Genomic DNA, 19,771 nt, shown 5'->3' on the forward strand with positions numbered 1-19,771 from the left:
TTGCAGTAAAAGTCCGCAACTTCCTCAACTTTTTTGGTGTAGATTATGATGCGGCCAAGCTGCGCTGACACTGCGATCTCCCATTTCAATGTTGTCTAAGTTTAACTTGAAACCTGCACAGCGCCAACGGCGGCAAAGTCCCGCATTGACGACATTTCAGCGTTTCAAATCTCGTGCATTTCGAAAAACAGTCCCCCGGACTGTTTTTTACTTCGAAATGCACCCCCACAAATCATACTCCCCGGCCTCATCAACCTCGACCATCACCATATCGCCAACAGACAACCCCGCGGTCCCCTCGTCAATAAACAGGTTCCCGTCAATCTCCGGCGCATCTGCCTTGGTCCGGCATGTCGCCACGCCGTCTTCGTCGATGTCGTCCACAATCACCTGCTGAACCGAGCCGACCTTGGCGGCCAGTTTGGCCTCCGAAATCGCCTGCGCTTTTGCCATGAAACGGTCCCAACGGTCCTGCTTCACGTCCTCGGGCACGTGATCCGGCAGGGCGTTAGAGCGCGCACCAGCCACATTTTCGTACTTGAAGCACCCGACCCGATCGAGCTGCGCCTCATCAAGCCAGTCGAGCATGTAGTCAAACTCCGCCTCCGTCTCGCCGGGGTAACCGACGATGAAGGTCGAGCGCAGGGTAATATCGGGGCAATCGGCGCGCCACGCCGCAACTTCTTCGAGCACCTTCGCCGAGGCCGCAGGCCGCGCCATGCGCCGCAGCACATCGGGGTGCCCGTGCTGGAACGGAATGTCGAGATAGGGCAGGATCAGCCCCTCTGCCATCATCGGGATCATCTCGCGCACATGGGGGTAGGGGTAGACGTAATGCATGCGCACCCACGCCCCGAACTGCCCCAATTCCCGCGCCAGCGACAGGATCGGCGCCTTTTCGTCGCGATCCTTCCAATCGGTGCCATAGGCGGAGGTGTCCTGGGAAATCACCAACAACTCCTTCACCCCGCTCTCGACCAGCTTCTCGGCCTCGCGCAGCACCGCACGCGCCGGACGGCTCGCCAATTTGCCGCGCATGTCGGGGATGATGCAGAATTTGCAGGCGTGGTTGCAGCCCTCTGAAATCTTGAGATAGCTGTAATGGCGCGGGGTCAGTTTCACCCCCGCCGCCGGCAACAGATCGACAAACGGATCGGGCGCGGGCGGCACCGCGATATGCACCGCATCCAGAACCTGCTCGTATTGCTGCGGCCCCGTGACGGCCAACACCTTGGGGTGGACGCCGGTGATATACTCCGGCTCCGCGCCCAGACACCCCGTCACGATCACCTTGCCATTCTCGGTGAGCGCCTCGCCAATCGCCTCGAGGCTCTCGGCCTTGGCACTGTCGAGAAACCCGCAGGTATTCACGATCACCGCATCCGCGCCGCTATAATCCGCGCTGATCTGATAGCCTTCGGCGCGCAGCCGCGTCAGAATGCGCTCGCTGTCGACCAAGGCCTTGGGACAACCGAGCGAGACCATGCCAACCGTTGGCTGGCCCTCACGTCTGTTGGGGTCAAAAATGGCCTTCGGGGCCAGATCGGGGCGGAGATTCGGTGGGTTTGTGCTCATCCCCCTACATATCGCGGGGAAAGCGTGGCTGGAAGATGCCCTTTGCCCTACCGCTCACTCTCCACAGGGCGCCACGCCTTCGCGCCCCGACGTCATCATCGCGCTTAACGTGGCCTCGTCCACAAACCCCAGCGCCACGATGCCCTCGACAACAATCGCAGGCGTGCCGATAAACCCGAACCGGTTGAACAGCAGGTGGTTTTCTTCGAGCGCACGTTCAACCCGCGCACTGCCCATATCCGCAACCAACCGATCCGCGTCGAGCCCCGCCACTTCCGCCATTTGGCGCACCGCGCCATCGTCCACCACCACCGGACTGCGCATCAACCGCGCGCGCAAAGCCTCGACACCGCCTTGCGCCTCCGCGGCGATCAACGCGCGCGCCGCGACCGCGGACCCCGCACCAAGGAGCGCGACAGGGTGGTCAACGACAGAGAGCCCGAGCGCCTCGAACACCGCTTCCTGACGCCTGCACACGGGGCAATTGCGGTCGTAGAAATAGGCGATGCGCGGGGTGCGCCCGTCAAACAACGCCGTGCAAATGTCGCCCTCGAACATCGGCTCGGGCGCATCCAGACCCGCAAACACCGCAGCCCCCGACGTGATCGCCACCCCCTCACGATCAAGCACGACAAACCCCGCCGGATCGTCGAGCGCGGTGTAGCTCAAATCAGTCGCAAACATCCGCGCCCAGAGCGCAGGCCCCTGCTGGTAGGCAACCACCACGCCCAATAGGACCAGAGGGATCGCCCACCTGCGCAGCCCGCCGGGCATTACGGTTTGATCTTCCAACCGGTACGGAAAATCCACCCGATCACACCGATGCAGAGCGCCAGAAACACCGTAATCGCGGCCAGTGAGACGCCCACAGGCACGTCCGATATCTCAAAGAACGCCCATCGGAACCCCGAAATCAGGTAGAGAACCGGATTGAATTTTACCACCGTCTGCCAGATGCCCGGCAGCATATCGGCGGAGTAAAACGCCCCCCCGAGGAAAACCAAAGGCGTGACGATCAGCAGCGGAACGATCTGCAACTGCTCGAAATTGCCCGCCCAGATGCCGATGATGAACCCCACGAGAGCAAATGACACTGCCGTCAAAAGCAAAAACAACGCCGCCCAGACCGGATGCGCAATCGGCAGATCGACAAAGAAATTGGCGGTGATCAGGATGATGATGGCGACAAAAATCGCCTTGGACGCGGCCGCCCCGACAAAGCCGATCACGATCTCGATAAAGGAAATCGGCGCGGTGAGGAATTCGTACATCGTGCCGACGAATTTGGGGAAATAGATCCCGAAGGAGGCATTGGAAATCGACTGCTGCAACACCGTCAACATCACCAGACCCGGCACAATGAAGGCGCCATAGGGGATGCCGTTCACCGTCTCGATACGCCCGCCAATGGCGGCGCCGAAGACCACGAAATAGAGCACGGTGGAAAGGACAGGCGAGAGGATGGATTGACCGATCGTGCGGAAAAACCGTCCCATTTCATGGGTGTAGATCGACCAGACTGCGGGCCAGTTCATGCTTTTTCCTCCTCGACGAGGGTCAGGAACACTTCTTCGAGCGAACTTTGCCGGCTCGCGAGGTCATGCACCGAAATGCCCGCCTCCGCGAGATCCGCGATCATCCGCGTCAATCCGGTGCGTTCCGCCTGAGTGTCGTATTCATAGGTCAACGCCATGCCATCCTGCGACAGGGCGAGGGCGTATTTTCCCAACTCCGCCGGCAGCGCCGACAGCGGTTCCGCCAAATCCATCGTCAGCGTCTTTTTGGAAAACGACTGCATCAGGTCGGCGGTGTTTTGCACCAACAACACGTCACCCTTGTTGATCACACCGATGCGGTCGGCCATCTCTTCGGCCTCTTCGATGTAATGGGTGGTCAGAATGATGGTCACGCCGCTTTCACGCAGCTTGCGCACCACTTCCCACATGTCCTTGCGCAGCGCCACATCGACGCCCGCGGTGGGCTCGTCGAGAAACAGAACCCGTGGCTCGTGGCTCAGCGCCTTGGCAATCATCACGCGCCGCTTCATGCCGCCGGACAATTCGTTGATCCTGTTGTCCTTTTTATCCCATAGCGACAGGGATCGCAGAACCTTTTCGAGATGCGCATCATCGCGCGGCAACCCGAACAAACCCCGCGTAAAGCGGACCGTGTCCCATACCGTCTCGAAGATTTCGAGCGCGAGTTCCTGGGGCACCAACCCGATCTGGCTGCGCGCTTTGCGGGGCTGTTCGACCACGTCATAGCCCCCCACCGTCACCGTGCCCGATGTGATCGACACCATCCCGCAGACCGCGCCGATCAGCGTCGTCTTGCCCGCGCCATTCGGCCCGAGCAGCGCGATGATTTCACCATCCTCGATGTCGAGCGACGCGCCTTTGAGGGCGTGAAACCCGTTGTCATAGGTTTTCGTCAGATTTTTTATGGAAATGATGGGCGCCATTGGGCCCTCCCTCGTCATGTGCGTCGTCGGAAGATAGGGGGGAGAGCCCCGTTTTGAAACCTTTGATCGCAAATTGGTCGGGTCTGTGCCACGCACAGCATGATCCGCAGCAGCGCACACATGCAACTGCCCAGATCTGTCAGCAGCGCACAATCGCGCCCCGCGTCACAGCGTTCGGTGTCCATTCACAATGGGTTGGATGCGCCGCACAGTATCAAAGCGCCGCATAAAGGACCCGCGTGACAATCCCTGCCACGCAGATCAATTGCAGCCCCGGCGCGCGGCGATTACCGGCGACGGTCGCGGCGCGAAGACATCGGCTGGAACGCCACGCCAACATGCGCTTCGCAATAGGGTTTGCCCGCCTGCGATGGCAGACCACAGAACCAGAAATCATCCGTCGCAGGATCGCCGACCGGCCATTTGCAGGTCTTCTCGGTCAATTCCATCACGGAAATCTTTTTGGCCTTCTTCTCCACTTCGCTCACCTTCGCCAAAGCTTCGGCGGGGATTTCATTGGTGGAGGGCTGCGGTGGCAACGGCTGACCGGCGGGAATGATTGCACGGCGCGCCGGAGATTTCGGCGTCGGCGCGGGTTCTGCCGGCTTGGCTTCTGCTGCCGCAGGGGCGGCGGGTTTCGCTTTGGGCTCTGCCTTGGGCTTGGCGGGCTTGGCCTTGGGGGCAGCGGCTGCGGCCGCTTTGGGCGCAGCACCTGCACCGGCACGGTTCGACAGGCCCAGACGATGCACCTTGCCGATCACCGCATTGCGGGTCACGCCGCCGAGCTCCTTGGCGATCTGAGAGGCCGATTGCCCCTCGCTCCACATTTTCTTCAGCGTCTCAACGCGTTCATCGGTCCAGGACATGCCGGCTTCCTTGCTGTCACGCCGCAGGTGCCCACAGAGGTGCACAAACGGCATAGCGGCCCCGCACAGCCCGTTTGCAGGCGCGGTCGCTTGAGTTTTCGTGTTCCCCTCTATCTTAATCACCGCGCCGGAGGTTACAAGCGACAGCGATCGTCAAACGGGGCCAAACCTGTCTTTATCAAGGGAGTTCGGGCATGGAAACCACATCTCAAACAGTTCAGATGGGCGTGCGCCGCTTTGGCGCCGTCAATTGGCTGGGTTTATACACTCTCGCCCAGCGCGAAGTGCGCCGCTTTGTGGCGGTCTGGACCCAGACGCTTTTGGCCCCCCTGATCACCGCAGGCCTGTTTCTGGTCATCTTCACTCTGGCCATCGGCCCGACCCGTGGCGACGTGATGGGCGTGCCCTTCATCCACTTCCTCGCACCGGGCATCCTGACCATGACGGTGATCCAGAACGCCTTTGCCAATACTTCCTCCTCGATCATGATCTCGAAGGTGCAGGGCAATATCGTCGACACATTGATGCCGCCGCTTTCCTCGCTCGAACTGGTGATCGGCTATATGGCGGGCGCTCTGGCGCGCGGGCTGACCGTCGCGGTGGCGATCTGGGTGGTGATGGCGCTTTTTGTGGGCCTGCCGTTGATGCATCCGCTCTTTGCGCTGGCCTTCGTGGCGCTCGGCGCGCTGTTTCTCGGCTCGCTCGGCGTCATCGCGGGCATCGTGTCGAAGAAATTCGACCATATGGCGGCGATCACCAACTTCATCATCACGCCGCTCTCCTTCCTGTCGGGCACCTTCTATTCGGTCGAAAACCTGCCGGGGTGGTTCAAAACGCTCACCCACCTCAATCCGGTGTTCTACCTCATCGACGGGGTGCGCTACGGCGTGATCGGCCGCTCGGACAGCTCGCCGTGGCTCGGCCTCCTCGTCATGGTCATCGCCACCGCTGCGGTTCTCACGCTCAACTGGGTGTTCTTCAAACGCGGCACCAACCTCAAATCCTGAGCGGCCCAATTCCTGCCAAATTGTTGCGCAACAAAGGCTCCGGTTAACTAGATCCGGAGCCTTTTTGTGATGTCCCTCGTCCCCTCTGCCTGCCGCATGATCGCCGTGGCCCTCATGACTGTGCTCCCCGCCGCCCTCACCGCCGCCGACAGCCTGCCATGGGAACTCGACAGCGCGGACCGGCGCGCCGAACTGATCGGGTGGGAGGCCGTCGGACGCCTCGACATCGACCGCAACAAAACCTGCACGGGCACGCTGGTCGCCTCCGATCTGGTGCTCACGGCGGCGCATTGCGTGCTCGACGACGAAAACCGCAAAATCGCGCCCTCGAAAATCATCTTTCGCGCCGGTCTGCGCAACGGAGAGGTAATTGCCGCCTCGCGGGGTCTGGCCACCGCCGTCGCGGCAGGCTTTGAAAACAGCGAACGCCTCACCACGACGATGATCCGACGCGACGTGGCGCTGATCAAACTCGAAACCCCTGTGGCGCGCGCGCTGGCGCAACCCTTCCCGATCCACCGCACCCCTTCCGTCAACAGCGACCTCACCGTCGCCTCCTACGGGCGCGGGCGCAACGCGGTGCTGTCGATCCAACGCACCTGCAATAAACTCAGCTTCGATGACCGCCTTTTGACCTTCGACTGCGACATCACATTCGGCTCCTCGGGGGCACCGGTCATCGCCATCGACGGGGTGCGCCCCGCCATCATCGCCGTGGTTTCGGCCACCGGCACACGCGACGGGCGCGCCATCGGGCTGGGCATGGAATTGCGCGACACGGTGCGGGCACTGGAACGCGAAATCGCCGTGGGCGCCGCCACCCCCGCCGCCACGGCACCCGCCGTTGTGAAACGGATCACGGTCGGCAAATCCACGAACGGCTCCCGCCAACCGGGCGGCTCAAAGTTCCTGCGCCCCGGCAACTGACCACTCCCGTTGCGTCACGGCGACCCGCGCATCCGCTCCCCCGTTTCCTTCGCCACCAATTCACAGTAAACACGGGGCCAATTGACCAGAGCGGCGAGTAAACCATGTTCGAATTCTCCAATGATATGCCCCCCTTTGTGCAAACCGTACTGGGTTACGCCGAACAGGGGATAGAGCTCGCCAAATCATGGTTGCTAAGCCCCGCTGCATGGTCGCAATTTGCCGTCCTCATTGTGGCCTACCTCGCCGCGCGCTTCATTGCCCGCCGCTTTGTGCCGCGCATCGACACCATCGTGCGCCCCGCAAAAGACGCGGAAGGCATGATCACCGAGGCGCGCCTCTTCATCGTTCAATTCCTGCCATTGGCCCTGCCACTTCTGGCCTATGTGCTCACCGGCATCGGCGAGGAAATCACCCGCTCGATCTTCGGCTCCGGCGCGGTAATCGCCTTTGGTAAAAGGGTTTTCCTGCTCCTCGCCGCGCGCGCATTGGTCAAAGACATCATCAAGGACCCGTTCCTCAAACTGCTCGGGCGCTACGTGCTCATGCCCGCAATGGTGCTCTATGCGCTCGGCCTTCTTGATCCCGCCATCGCCAAACTCACAGCGACCGAGGTCGGCATCGGCAATATCCGTTTCTCGGTGATGTCACTGGTGCGCGGCGCGATTGCAGGCGCGCTGTTGTTCTGGTTCGGTCGCTGGTCCACCGGCCAGTCGCGCAGCTACCTCGCCCGACAGGAAGAACTGCGCCCCGCCACCCGCGAACTGGCGATGAAAACCGCAGAACTGTTCATCTTCGGCGCGGCCTTCCTGCTGCTCATGAACATCATGGGGATCAACCTGTCGACCCTCGCCGTGCTCGGCGGTGCCATCGGTGTGGGCATCGGCTTTGGCCTGCAACAGATCGCCTCGAACTTCATCTCCGGCATCATCCTGCTCCTCGAAGGGCAGGCGACCGTCGGCGATTACGTGGAACTCGACGGCGGCGAAGCGGGCACCATCGTGAAAATGACCGCGCGCGCTGCGATCCTCGAAACATGGGACGGAAAATGGATCGTGGTCCCCAACGAACATTTCATCACCACGCGGGTCATCAACTACTCCGACAGCGGCGCGGCCAAACGCTATGAGGCACCGTTTTCGGTCTCCTATGACACCGACATCAACCGCGTCCCCGACATCATCGAAGCCGCCGTGGCCAAGCTCGATTTCGTCCTCGCAGAACCCGATGGCCCCGACTGCGAACTGCGCGGTTTCGGCGACAGCGGCGTCGATTTTGCGGTGGAATTCTGGGTCAACGGCATCGACGACGGGCGCAACAAATTCACCCCGCAGGTCCTCTTCGCAGTCTGGAACGCGCTCAGAGACAACGGCATCGAAATCCCCTATCCGCACCGCGTGGTCGAAATCAAAGGCACCCTGCCAACCTCGTAGCGGCCGGGCCGAAAATCCCGCGCATAAGCAAAAACACAGGAAAATCATCGAAAAAGTAAGCATTTCCGGCCTAGCGCACGCCAAAGATCAACGATTTGTTAACGGGATACACCAATAAGTTGTTGAGCAGGAGGTCGGCCCTATATGAGCAAGCCGTTTCGGTTGGGAAAGTTTGGTACTTGGCTGCATGGATTTGCGCCCACGGCGTGCGTCTTCCTCGTCGTGTGCCTGATCGGCGTTTTCGCGAACTATCAGCAAAGCACAATCCAACAGCAACGTGAACGCGAACGGGTGAGAACCCAGATCAACGCGCTCAGCACGCAACTCGAAACCAGCGTGAATTTGCCCATCGAAGCCGCCCGTGCCCTCGTCGCCATCCTGTCGACCGAACCGAACATGGGGCAGGACCGCTTTTCCTGGCTCGCAGGACGCACTTTCGGCACCTCGTCCAGCGTTCGAAATGTCGCCGCCGCCCGCGATCTGGTGATCAATCTCGTCTACCCCAAAGAGGGCAATGAATCCGCAATCGGCCTCGACTACAACAAAAACGATGCGCAACGCGTCGCGGCATACCTCGTCAGGGACAGCGGCCAGTTCGTCCTCGCAGGCCCCGTCGATCTGGTGCAGGGCGGGACCGGATTTATCGCACGCTTCCCTGTTTTTACGGACACTGACGGGCAAAGAACTTTCTGGGGTCTCCTGTCCGTCGTCATTGACCTCCCCGCCCTCTACGAAGCCGCGGGCATGAACGATCCCGACCTCGGACTGGATCTCGCCATCCTCGGGCGCGACGGCAAAGGAATCCACGGCGATCAATTCTATGGCCCCGCGGACCTCCCCCAAGATCACCCTGTGTCCGCCGATGTTTTGTTTCAAAATGGCAACTGGGTGCTGATGGGCCGCCCCGAAGCCGGCTGGGGGAGCACCGTGTCCTCGGCGGGCTTCCGGCTCTTGACCGTGGCCATCGGGTCCACGGCGGTCATTCTGGCGGCTCTGGCGAACCTGATGTCCGTGCAGAAACAGTCCACCATCGACATTCTGAGACGGCGCGAACAGGAACTGGAAACCGCACGCTCGGAGGTCGAAGAACTCGCTCTGCATGACCATCTGACCGGCCTGCCGAACCGGCGCTATCTGGACCGTGAACTGGCCAAGCTGGTCGAAAAACCCTTTGCTGGCATCATTCAACTCGATCTCGACGGGTTCAAGGCGATCAATGACGACGGCGGCCACACCTTGGGCGACCAGTTGCTGGTAGAAGTTTCCCAGCGCCTGAAAGACACGCTGGATCCCGGCACCTTTCTGGCGCGCAGCGGCGGCGATGAATTCGTCATCATTTGCCGCCCCACCACAAAGGGAAATCTGGAGCCTTTGGATAAACGCGGCGAATTGGAAGCCATGGCACGCGATCTCATCAACTGCGTGCAGCGGCCCTATTTCGTCGGCGAACGCAAATGCCGGATCGGTCTGTCCGCAGGCATCCACGAGGTCCACCCCGAAAGCAATCGCAGCCCCGAAGAATGGCTCAGACAGGCCGACCGCGCCTTGTACTCTGCCAAAAACGAAGGCCGCAATCGCTACGCTTTCTCCAGCGCCATTAGCGAAATGTCATCGCGGGTCGAGCACACCCCCAATGACCTTTTGGAGGCGCTCAGCCGCGGCGAAATCGTCCCCCATTACCAACCCCAAATCGGCGCCGACGGTGTGAGCCTCGTGGGCGTCGAAGCGCTCGCACGCTGGAACCACCCCGAACTGGGCCTCCTTATGCCCGGAGAATTCATGTCGCTGGCAAGCTCCATGAAACTGGACGCCGTGATTGACCAGCAAATGTTCGAACACGCAATCAAAGACCTCATGCGCTGGGATTCCGCGGGGATCTACGTGCCACAAATTTCGATCAACGTCTCCTACAGACGGCTGCGGGACCCCCAACTTCTCGATCAGGTCGGCAATACCGGCGTTAATCCAAAACGGGTCGCTTTCGAACTATTGGAATCGATCTTCCTTGATGGCGGCGATGACCAGATCGAAAAGAATGTTAAGGGGCTGAAATCTCACGGGTTCGTGGTCGAGGTCGATGATTTCGGCACCGGACATTCCTCTGCCACCAGCCTTTTGAAACTGCGCCCCCATTGTTTGAAAATCGACCGCTCCCTCATTCAGGCCGCCCCGAGTTCACGCGAAAACCGCCGCCTCCTCGCGACGATCGCGGAGATGGGACATGCCCTGAATATTTCCGTCTGTGCGGAAGGGGTCGAAAACATGGAGCAGTTCAAAACCTCGAAATCTGTCGGCTGCACCAAATTTCAGGGCTACCTCTTTGCCCGCCCGATGAGCGCCGATGATTTGGAATCCTACTGCCGCTCTGGCGATGTCGAAATTGGCGACTTCTCCGATCAGGCCAGGCGTGCGGTCTGAAACGAACCTCCACCCGCGCGCAGGCGACCGGCATCGCCGCCACGCCCCCAAACCAAATCCTTGACCCGGCGTCATGACTGCCCTAGACGCATGTCCATGAACATGATGATCGCCACCACAGCTATCGTTCGACGTCGACGCACCCGCGCCTAGACGTCCGTTCATTCGTGCCAAAACCGGCACGCCCCCCCGCAAAACATCCCATACCCGTTGACAGCCCCGCGCCCGCGCGCCACCCATGGGGCTCTCCCTTTTTCCAGAGGAACGACCATGACTTCTGCCGCGACTTCTTCCGTGATCTCTTCCGTTCTGCCGACCTACAATCGCGCCCCGCTTTCCTTCGTCAAAGGCGAAGGCTCGTGGCTGATCGAAGCAGACGGACGACGCTTTCTCGATCTCGGGGCAGGGATCGCGGTCAACACGCTGGGCCATGCCGCCCCCGAACTGGCCGCGGTGCTGAAATCGCAGGCGGACACGCTCTGGCATGTCTCCAACCTCTATAAAATCCCCGCGCAACAGGACCTCGCCGATCTCCTCGTCGAAACCACCTTTGCCGACACCTGCTTTTTCACCAACTCGGGCACCGAGGCGGCGGAGCTGGCGATCAAAATGGCGCGCAAATTCCACCATGACGCGGGCCATCCAGAACGCGTTGAAATCATCACCTTCTCGGGCTCCTTCCACGGCCGCTCGACCGGCGCAATTGCCGCCTCGGGTGCAGAGAAAATGGTCAAAGGCTTTGGCCCCCTGATGCCCGGTTTCATCCATCTCGACCTCGGCGACATGGACGCGCTCAAAGCCGCGATCACCGACAAAACTGCCGCCATCATGATCGAACCGATCCAGGGCGAGGGCGGCATCCGCGTCGTCCCCGACGAAGACCTCAAGGCGATGCGCGAGATTTGCGCCAATACCGGCGCGCTCCTGATTTTCGACGAAGTGCAGTGCGGCGTGGCGCGCACCGGCCGCCTGTTTGCACATGAATACGCAGGCGTGACACCCGACATCATGATGGTCGCCAAAGGCATCGGCGGCGGCTTTCCCCTCGGGGCCGTGCTCGCAACCGCGACCGCCGCTTCCGGCATGACCGCGGGCACCCATGGCTCGACCTATGGCGGCAACCCGCTGGGCTGCGCGGTGGGCCTCAAAGTCATGCAGATCGTCTCCGACCCCGCCTTCCTCGCCGAGGTAAACCGCAAAGCCGGCCTGTTCCGCCAAGGCCTCGAAGGCCTCGTCGCCTCCCACCCGAACGTCTTCGAAAGCGTGCGCGGGCAGGGGCTCATGCTCGGCCTCAAACTCAAAGTCGCCCCCGCCGATCTGGTGGCCAAAGCCTATGCGCAGGAACTCCTCACCGTGCCCGCCGCCGATAACGTCGTGCGCCTCCTGCCCGCGCTCAACATCCCCGATGAAGATATCGGCGAAGCGATCAAACGTCTCGACGCCGCTGCAACGGCAATGGACACGGCATCGGACACGGCATCGAACAATGGCTGACTACCTGTTCAGACCCCTCGTGCCCGCCGACCGTGCGCGCATCGTCGCATGGTTGGCGCAGCCCCATATCGGCGGCTGGTGGCAGGACGGCGACACCGAATGGCCACTGCTCGCGGCGGAATTCGGCACCGGGCGCTGCGACATGCGGGTGGTGGAAACGGGTGGCGTGCCCTTCGCCTTCGTGCAGGATTACGACGTGCGAACATGGCCGATGCCGCAATACGACGACCTGCCTGAAGGCGCGCGCGCAATGGACACCTTCCTCGGCAACCCCGCCTATATCGGGCGTGGCCACGGGGCGGGTTACATCCGCGCGCGCGCCGATGCGCTGCTGGCGCAATTCCCGCTCGTCGCCGTTGATCCGTCGCCCGAAAACACCCGCGCAATCCGCGCCTATACCGCCGCAGGCTTTGTGCCCCGATGTACCACACCGTGCGAGGACGGCGACCCCGTCACCGTGATGACCCGTCTGCACTGACCCAGAACCAAACCAAACGGATGCGTGCCCCCGTGGTGCGCTCAGAAAGACCCAGCCGATGAAACACTTCCTCGATATCTACAAAACCGACGCACATGAATTGCACCGGATCATCGAAACCGCCAAAGCGACCAAGGCCGCACGTCACGGCAAACCCAAAGGCGCCCATGACAGCGAACTGCCGCTCAAAGACAAAATGGTCGCGCTGATTTTCGAAAAACCATCGACCCGCACGCGTGTCTCCTTTGACGTCGGTGTGCGCCAGATGGGCGGTCAGACGATGATCCTGTCAGGCTCGGAAATGCAACTCGGCCACGGCGAAACCATCGCCGACACCGCGCGCGTCCTGTCGCGCTACGTCGATATGATCATGATCCGCACGTTCGAGGAAACGACCCTGCTGGAGATGGCCGAATACGCCTCCGTGCCGGTCATCAACGGGCTCACCAACCGCACCCACCCCTGTCAAATCATGGCCGATATCCTCACCTTCGAGGAACATCGCGGCCCGATCAAAGGCAAAAAGGTGGTCTGGCTCGGCGATGGCAACAACGTCTGCGCCTCCTTCATCCACGCGGCGGGCCAGTTCGGATTTGACCTCACCTTCGGCGGTCCCGCACCGCTGGATCCCGAAAACGGCTTCGTCGAAGAAGCCCGCGCCAAAGGCGTCTCGGTCGACATCGAACGCGACGCGGAAAAAGCGGTCAAAGACGCCGACCTCGTCGTCACAGACACATGGCTTTCGATGCACGACAGCCAATCGGCCCGCGAACGGCGCCACAACATGCTGCGCCCCTACCGTGTGGACCGCAAACTGATGGCCCACGCCAAACCCGACGCGCTGTTCATGCACTGCCTGCCTGCGCACCGCGGCGAGGAAGTCACCAATAACGTCATGGACGGCCCGCAATCGGTGATCTTTGACGAGGCCGAGAACCGCCTGCACGCCCAAAAGGCGATCATGCGCTGGTGCGTCGAAGCCACCCATAGCTAACCCACCCACAGCTAAAATCTCGCGAACCACATGAAAAAGGCGCGTCCCGACCGGGCGCGCCTTTCTACTCGTTCAACCTGAACGGCGATCAGAAGTCCTTCAAAATCGCCTTCAATTCCGGCTCGTCCACGCGCTTGGCAGCCGTCTTCGGTGCCACCCATTCACGGGTGCGCTCGTCGACTTCGGGATAGTCTTTTTCGAGCTTTTTGACTTTGACAGGATAAACCGTCGCCTCGACAGGCGTGGCTGTGCCGTCGTCGTGGCGTTTGTCATAGCTATAGGTGCCCACCGGTTTGCCGCGCACCTTTTCAGGGCGCACACCGGCTTCTTCCCACGCTTCCTGCGCGGCGGATTCATGGTCGGCGAGGCCGTCGATCTGCCATCCCTTCGGAATGATCCAACGTCCCGTGTCACGGGAGGTGACCAACAGGATCTCCTTGCCGTTCTTGCCTTTGCGATAGCAAAGCGCCGCAACCTGTTCGCGAGACGCGACAGTTCCGACTTTTTTCATATTACCCATACGGTGTACTCGTGCTCATATTTTTATTCTTGTTGACTGTATATACCAACACTGGCGAAAAATGCAAGTTTTCTTGGTTTTGCGCGCCGCGATGTTGTCGTTTCGACTGCCTCGGGCTATGTCTGCGCTAACATCATTTCGCGCCACAAACGGGGCGCAGGGAAAGGGAAACACCATGGCTCACGAAACTGTTCACGCGCGTATCGGTCTGGTCGGATTGGGTGTCATGGGGGCAAACCTCGCGCTCAATATCGCCGAAAACGGGTTTCCCATCGCGGTCTATAACCGCACAGGCTCGGTGACCGATGACTTCATGGCCTCGGCGGGCGATCTCGCCCCCGCGCTCCTGCCCGCCAAAACACCTCAGGACCTCGTGGCTTCCCTGCAATCGCCGCGCGCGATCATCATCATGGTGCAGGCCGGTGGCCCCGTCGACGCGGTGATCGAAACGCTGCGCCCGCACCTCGAAGAGGGCGATATGATCATCGACGCGGGCAACGCCAATTTCCACGACACCCGCCGGCGCGAAGCGGCGCTGCGCGAGACCGGCATCCGGTTCTTTGGCATGGGCGTTTCGGGCGGCGAAGAGGGCGCGCGCCACGGCCCCTCGATCATGGTCGGCGGCGATCCTGCCGCCTTCGAGGCGATCCGCGACATCATCGAAGCCATCTCCGCCAAATTCAAAGGCACGCCCTGCGCGACGCATTTCGGCCCCGACGGCGCGGGCCATTTCGTTAAAACCGTCCACAACGGCATCGAATACGCCGACATGCAGATGATCGCGGAGGTCTACGGCCTCCTGCGCGACGGTCAGGACCGCGACGCGCCGGGCATCGGGGCGCTATTTGAGTCATGGGACAAAGGCCCGCTTTCCTCCTACCTCGTTGAAATCACGGGAAAAGTCCTACAGGCGACAGACCCCGAAACCGGCCGCCCCATGGTCGAGATGATCGTCGATAGCGCGGGCCAAAAGGGCACAGGCCGCTGGACCGCGATCGAGGCGATCACGCTCGGCCAATCCCCCTCCACGATCGAGGCCGCGGTCGCTGCGCGCGCGTGGTCGGCGGCAAAACCCGCCCGCATCGACGGTGCCGCGCTCTTTGCGTCCACGGATGCGCCCGCTTTCACGCTCTCTGACGACACGCTCGAACAGGCGCTTCTGGCCGCGAAAATCATCGCCTATGACCAAGGCTTCTCGCTCCTCGCGGCTGCCTCCGAGGCCTTCGATTGGGACATGGATCTCGCCGATTGCGCAGAGGTCTGGCGCGCGGGCTGTATCATCCGCTCCACCATGCTCGACGAAATGGCCGCCGCGATCCGCGAAGGGCTGCCCCACGGCCAGCTCATCTTCGCCCCGCGCTTTGCCGCCCGTCTGGAAACCGCCACCACGGCGCTGCGCCGTGTGGTGGCCGAGGCCGCGCTCACCGGTCTGCCCGTGCCCGCCTTCTCTGCCGCGCTGGCCTATTTCGACACCATGCGTCAGGCGCGCGGCACGGCGGATGTGATTCAGGCCCAGCGCGACTTCTTCGGCGCCCACGGCTTTGCGCGCACCGATGGCGGGGTAGGGCACCACGGCCCTTGGGGCGCCTAGGCTCTAAAACCCCGCGCGCAGCCCCCGCTCAACCAATCACGCTAGCCGCCAAACCCCGTGCGGCTGGCGCCAAACCCGCCGCGCGAGGCGGCCGTGGCACGGTTCATCGGCGCTTTGCCAACGGTCGATGTCGGGCGGGTGAACTGGGACGTGCCCAGTTTCGCAGCCCCCCGATTGCTCGAAAACGAACTCGTCCCCTTGGCATTGGTGAACTTCCCGTCCGGCGTTTTATAGAGCGGCTGACTGGCCGCCATACCGGCGGTCCCGCGCATCATATTGCCGATCAGATAGCCGGCCATCAGCGGCATGAAAATGCCACCCGACCCGCCCTGCATTTCGCTGGCCTCCGCACCACAGGCCCCCTCGCCATGCTGCTCTTCGCAGACGGCCAGACTTTCGTAGCGCGGCGCGGCCTCGATATGCAGCGTCTCCGCCTCCTCAAAGGCCATCGCGCAATCCTGCGCCGAAAACACACCGGTCTCGGTGACCGCATCGTTACAGCTTTTGAGATCGGGGAAGGCCTGCGCATCGACTTGCTCTTCGCGACACCCCGCGAGGGTGAAGGCAGCGGCACCGAGGATCGCAATAGCGACGCGGTTGGAACGTTTGGTCATGACAATCCTGCTCTTTGGTCTGGGACGGCCCCTATCGGCGCGTCGATCATGGGGCAATAAAATGCGGTTTGAAACGCGATAAATCCTGCGTGATGCGCGACCGGTCCTCGCGCACGCCGATCCCCACACAGGTCTCCCCGACAACCCACGCCCCGATCACGGGGCGAAACCCGTCGAGCTTGGGCAGCGGCGCATAGGCCTGAATGACGCGCGGATGGTCGCTATATTGGGTGTTCTGGGCCTCTTCGATGATCTGCCCGTCCTTGTAAATCGCCACCGACGCGCCCTCGCGCGACAGGATCGGTTTGCGCACATGGGCGGCTTTCAACTGCGCCTCGGCGCGCCCAAAGGCCGCGGCCACGTGGCCAGCAGCCGCCCCGCGCCCCGCCAGTGCCTCCCCGATGTCGCTCTCGAAAAACGCGGGCAACAGGTTCGGGTGACCCTCGAACATCTGCCAGAGGACGGCCAGCAGAGCCTTATTGGACACCACCGCTTTCCACGCAGGCTCAAGGAACAGACACCCCGATCCGGCGATGTGGTCGGCATATTCATCGCGCAACAGATCTTCCCACGGGTAGAGCTTGAACAGCACCCCCATGACGCGATCCTCATCGTCCAGAAACTGCCCTTCTTCGCTCAGGGCGATCTTTTGCAGATCACAGTAATGCGCCCCCAAACCCGCCTCGCGCGCGGCCCATCCCATGGCCTCCACGGTGGCATAATCTTCGGGATTGCCGCCCACGGCGGTGAAATGCAGATCGCTGTCGGGCTCGAAAACCTCACCGAACCGCGCCACCAAGGCCTCGTGAATGCCGTTGAACTGGTCGCTGCCCGCAGGCAAAACACCCGCCGCCAACTGGTCCTCGAACCACTGCCACTGAAACGACGCGCTCTCGTAGAGAGAGGTCGGCGTGTCGGCATTATACTCCAACATCTTCGCAGGCCCCGTGCCGTCATAGGCAAAATCGAACCGCCCATAAATCTCGGGGTCCGCGCGCTGCCAACTCTGCGCGACCAGATCGCGATGGGCCTCGGGGATGGCAAACCGGTCCATCAACGCCTCGTCGGCCACGATATGGTCCACCGCCTCGCGACACATGCCATGCAATTCGCTCGCCGGATCCTCCAGATCGTTCTCGATCTGCGCCAAGGTAAATTCATACGCCGAGGTTTCGTCCCAATAGGGCTCGCCATGCATGTCGGCAAAGGTAAACCCGACCTCTTGGGCGTGCTCGCGCCACTGGGGCCTCTCGGGCAGGGTCGTTCTGCGCATGCGCGCTCTCCTCGTCGTATGGGCCTCGTCGTGCGGGGAAGGTTCTAGGGGGTTTGGGGCAGGGGGGCCAGACCCGGTTTTCGCACCGCCCCGATACCGCTAGCCGCGCACAATCGCCGCCAACATCACCCCGCGCAGCCGCGCCACGTCATCCTCCACAGAGGCATCCATATCGCAAATGAACGGCGCCAGTAGCGACACATGCACCGTCCCGCTGGAGGGGAACTTTTTGCCCCGCGGCAACAACCGGTCGGAATCGTGAATGACAATCGGGCGGATCGAGCGTCCGGTTTCGCGCGCCACCAACACCGCCCCTGCCTTGAATTCACCGAGCGTTTCATTGTCCACCCGCGTGCCTTCGGGAAACAACACCACAGAGCGGCGCTGGGGCATGTCGCGCACCGCCTCGCTCAGTGTTTCGAGCGCGATCTTGCCGCTGGAGCGATCAATCTCGACCAGACCCGCGCCCTTGAACCCCGTTCTCAACAGGGCCGCATCGCACAGCTCTTTCTTGGCCGCAAAGGTAAACCATTTCTCGTCAGGCACCGCGTCCATCAACACAAACCCGTCCAGATGGCTGCGGTGGTTGATGACGATGATACTGCCGGTGTCGTTCTTCAATTGCTGCTTGTCGGCATGGGCCATCTCGACGCGAACGCCGAGCAACCACAACAGCCGCGAACAGGCCCGCTTGACCACCGGCCAATACCACCCGCGAAACCCTTTGCGCCGCGCACAGACCAGCGGCACAAACGCGATGTAGAGGAAATAGAACGGCCCGAGCACAACGAGAGCCGCGCGTTTGAGAACCCGCACCACAAAAGGATCGGGTGTCGACACTGTCGTGTGATCGCTGGCGGGGCCGTTTTCCATGGAGTCCTGACATTCGTTGCCGTCCCGTCGGGGGTCATTGGACCCTGACTTCGGGGTGCAACTGCGATCTCGGTCGGGCGCGCCATCGGCCACCACCCCACGTAAGACCTGCGAGACGCCCCCTCTATCGGCGAAATCGGGGCGAACTTCAACGGGGAACGCGCAGGCGCACGCGCTCCCCGCCTTTCGCACCACGGGGGGGCGCGAAACCCTAGGACCCTTGCAACTGCGCCAGAACCTCTGCGGCCATTTCAAACGACCGGATGCGCGCGGCGGGATCGTGGATCATCCCCGTCACCATCAATTCATCGGGCTGGTATGTGGCGATCAGGCTCTCGAACTGGTCGCGCACCATCGCGGGCGTGCCCGTCGCCGAGACCGACAGCGCCTGTTTGACCTGCGCAAAGACCGGCGCGGGGATTTGGGCCGCGACATCGGCGCTGGGGCGGGGCAATTTACCGGGATTTCCGGTGCGCAGCCGCGCAAAGGCGAGATATTGCGAGGAACGCAGATACTCCGCCTCCGCCGCACTCTCGGCCACACAAACCCCCGCCGCCATCATGGCATAGGGGCGCTGCAGATAGGCACTCGGCTGGAACGTCGCGCGATAGACCGATAGGGCCTCGCCCAACATGTCCGGCGCGAAATGGGATGCAAAGGCATAGGGCAGCCCCAGATAGGCCGCCAATTGCGCCCCATAGAGGCTCGACCCCAAAATCCACACCGGCACCTTGGTCCCGCTGCCCGGAATGGCGCGCACGGCACCCGCATCGGTGGGCTCCTCGAAATACCCGATCAACTCCTGCACATCCTGTGGGAAGCTATCCTCGGGCGCCATGTGACGGCGCAACGCGCGCGCGGTTTTCATATCCGTCCCCGGCGCCCGCCCGAGGCCCAGATCGATCCGGTCGCCAAAAAGCGTGGCCAGCGTCCCGAACTGTTCGGCCACAATCAGCGGCGCATGGTTGGGCAACATGATCCCGCCCGCCCCGACGCGCAGGGTCGTGGTCTGCGCGGCAACATGGCCGATCACCACCGCCGTCGCCGCACTGGCAATCCCGGGCATGTTGTGATGCTCGGCCAACCAGAACCGATGATATCCCGCCCGCTCGGCCATACGGGCCAGATCAACGGTATGGGACAGGGCATCGGCGACGGTTTTGCCCTCCGGCACGGGCGACAAATCGAGCAATGAAAATTTCTGCAATGGGGAACTCCTTTGGGTCCCACCTAGGCCCGCACATCCC

The 19,771-nt window shown here is 61.9% G+C and carries 18 protein-coding genes; 8 read left to right on the forward strand and 10 right to left on the reverse strand.

All coding sequences use genetic code 11. The features are described from left to right. Nucleotides 1-207 precede the first annotated feature (207 nt). From rimO to ABD815_RS06820, 5 genes are all read right to left on the reverse strand, one after another. A complete protein-coding gene (gene rimO, locus ABD815_RS06800) occupies nucleotides 208-1,575 on the reverse strand; it encodes a 30S ribosomal protein S12 methylthiotransferase RimO (protein WP_344845420.1) in 1,368 nt (455 codons plus the stop codon). Between the two features lie 54 nt (nucleotides 1,576-1,629). Continuing rightward, nucleotides 1,630-2,385, reverse strand: a complete 756-nt coding sequence (locus tag ABD815_RS06805; RefSeq protein ID WP_344845422.1) for a DsbA family protein — start codon at nucleotides 2,383-2,385, stop codon at nucleotides 1,630-1,632. Beyond that, a complete protein-coding gene (locus ABD815_RS06810; RefSeq protein ID WP_344845425.1) occupies nucleotides 2,349-3,110 on the reverse strand; it encodes an ABC transporter permease in 762 nt (253 codons plus the stop codon). Before ABD815_RS06810 ends, ABD815_RS06805 begins: the two co-directional genes overlap by 37 nt. Beyond that, a complete protein-coding gene (locus ABD815_RS06815) occupies nucleotides 3,107-4,036 on the reverse strand; it encodes an ABC transporter ATP-binding protein (RefSeq protein ID WP_344845428.1) in 930 nt (309 codons plus the stop codon). Before ABD815_RS06815 ends, ABD815_RS06810 begins: the two co-directional genes overlap by 4 nt. A gap of 287 nt (nucleotides 4,037-4,323) precedes the next feature. Next, the gene (locus tag ABD815_RS06820; RefSeq protein ID WP_344845431.1) at nucleotides 4,324-4,902 is read right to left on the reverse strand and encodes a GcrA family cell cycle regulator; all 579 of its coding nucleotides are present in this window, start codon (nucleotides 4,900-4,902) and stop codon (nucleotides 4,324-4,326) included. A gap of 194 nt (nucleotides 4,903-5,096) precedes the next feature. Between ABD815_RS06820 and ABD815_RS06825 the strand changes: the two genes are divergently transcribed. The 7 genes from ABD815_RS06825 (at nucleotide 5,097) to argF (ending at nucleotide 13,653) form a co-directional block, all read left to right on the forward strand. After that, nucleotides 5,097-5,909 carry an ABC transporter permease gene (locus ABD815_RS06825; protein ID WP_344845434.1) on the forward strand — a complete coding sequence of 271 codons (813 nt, stop codon included), beginning with the start codon at nucleotides 5,097-5,099 and terminating at the stop codon, nucleotides 5,907-5,909. 69 nt (nucleotides 5,910-5,978) lie between these two features. Further along, nucleotides 5,979-6,836, forward strand: a complete 858-nt coding sequence (locus ABD815_RS06830; protein ID WP_344845437.1) for a trypsin-like serine peptidase — start codon at nucleotides 5,979-5,981, stop codon at nucleotides 6,834-6,836. 104 nt (nucleotides 6,837-6,940) lie between these two features. Then, a complete protein-coding gene (locus tag ABD815_RS06835) occupies nucleotides 6,941-8,269 on the forward strand; it encodes a mechanosensitive ion channel family protein (RefSeq protein ID WP_344845440.1) in 1,329 nt (442 codons plus the stop codon). Between the two features lie 144 nt (nucleotides 8,270-8,413). Beyond that, nucleotides 8,414-10,687 carry a putative bifunctional diguanylate cyclase/phosphodiesterase gene (locus ABD815_RS06840; protein WP_344845442.1) on the forward strand — a complete coding sequence of 758 codons (2,274 nt, stop codon included), beginning with the start codon at nucleotides 8,414-8,416 and terminating at the stop codon, nucleotides 10,685-10,687. Nucleotides 10,688-10,981: 294 nt separating this feature from the next. Beyond that, nucleotides 10,982-12,181 (forward strand): aspartate aminotransferase family protein, encoded by a 1,200-nt coding sequence (locus tag ABD815_RS06845; RefSeq protein WP_344845825.1) that lies wholly within the window; start codon nucleotides 10,982-10,984, stop codon nucleotides 12,179-12,181. After that, nucleotides 12,174-12,659 (forward strand): GNAT family N-acetyltransferase, encoded by a 486-nt coding sequence (locus ABD815_RS06850; RefSeq protein WP_344845445.1) that lies wholly within the window; start codon nucleotides 12,174-12,176, stop codon nucleotides 12,657-12,659. The genes ABD815_RS06845 and ABD815_RS06850 overlap by 8 nt, the downstream gene beginning before the upstream one ends. Nucleotides 12,660-12,717: 58 nt before the next feature. After that, on the forward strand, nucleotides 12,718-13,653 hold the full coding sequence (gene argF / locus ABD815_RS06855; protein ID WP_344845447.1) for an ornithine carbamoyltransferase: 936 nt from the start codon (nucleotides 12,718-12,720) through the stop codon (nucleotides 13,651-13,653). A gap of 88 nt (nucleotides 13,654-13,741) precedes the next feature. Here the strand turns inward: argF and ABD815_RS06860 are convergent, their stop codons facing one another. Then, nucleotides 13,742-14,173, reverse strand: coding sequence for an NUDIX hydrolase (locus ABD815_RS06860; protein ID WP_344845450.1), 432 nt, complete (start codon nucleotides 14,171-14,173; stop codon nucleotides 13,742-13,744). Nucleotides 14,174-14,348: 175 nt separating this feature from the next. Here ABD815_RS06860 and gndA point away from each other — a divergent pair, with 175 nt between their 5' ends. After that, nucleotides 14,349-15,764, forward strand: coding sequence for an NADP-dependent phosphogluconate dehydrogenase (gndA, locus tag ABD815_RS06865; RefSeq protein ID WP_344845454.1), 1,416 nt, complete (start codon nucleotides 14,349-14,351; stop codon nucleotides 15,762-15,764). A 41-nt stretch (nucleotides 15,765-15,805) separates the two neighbouring features. On the opposite strand, the gene ABD815_RS06870 is transcribed toward gndA, so the two are convergent. The 4 genes from ABD815_RS06870 to ABD815_RS06885 form a co-directional block, all read right to left on the reverse strand. After that, on the reverse strand, nucleotides 15,806-16,378 hold the full coding sequence (locus ABD815_RS06870) for a DUF1190 domain-containing protein (protein WP_344845457.1): 573 nt from the start codon (nucleotides 16,376-16,378) through the stop codon (nucleotides 15,806-15,808). A gap of 46 nt (nucleotides 16,379-16,424) precedes the next feature. Continuing rightward, nucleotides 16,425-17,651, reverse strand: coding sequence for a glutathionylspermidine synthase family protein (locus tag ABD815_RS06875; protein WP_344845460.1), 1,227 nt, complete (start codon nucleotides 17,649-17,651; stop codon nucleotides 16,425-16,427). Nucleotides 17,652-17,750: 99 nt separating this feature from the next. After that, a complete protein-coding gene (locus tag ABD815_RS06880; RefSeq protein WP_344845463.1) occupies nucleotides 17,751-18,524 on the reverse strand; it encodes a lysophospholipid acyltransferase family protein in 774 nt (257 codons plus the stop codon). A gap of 211 nt (nucleotides 18,525-18,735) precedes the next feature. Further along, on the reverse strand, nucleotides 18,736-19,731 hold the full coding sequence (locus tag ABD815_RS06885) for an LLM class flavin-dependent oxidoreductase (protein ID WP_344845466.1): 996 nt from the start codon (nucleotides 19,729-19,731) through the stop codon (nucleotides 18,736-18,738). Between the last annotated feature and the right edge of the window lie 40 nt (nucleotides 19,732-19,771).

It is taken from the genome of Celeribacter arenosi (assembly GCF_039539485.1).
GTDB classification, from domain to species: Bacteria; Pseudomonadota; Alphaproteobacteria; order Rhodobacterales; family Rhodobacteraceae; genus Celeribacter; species Celeribacter arenosi.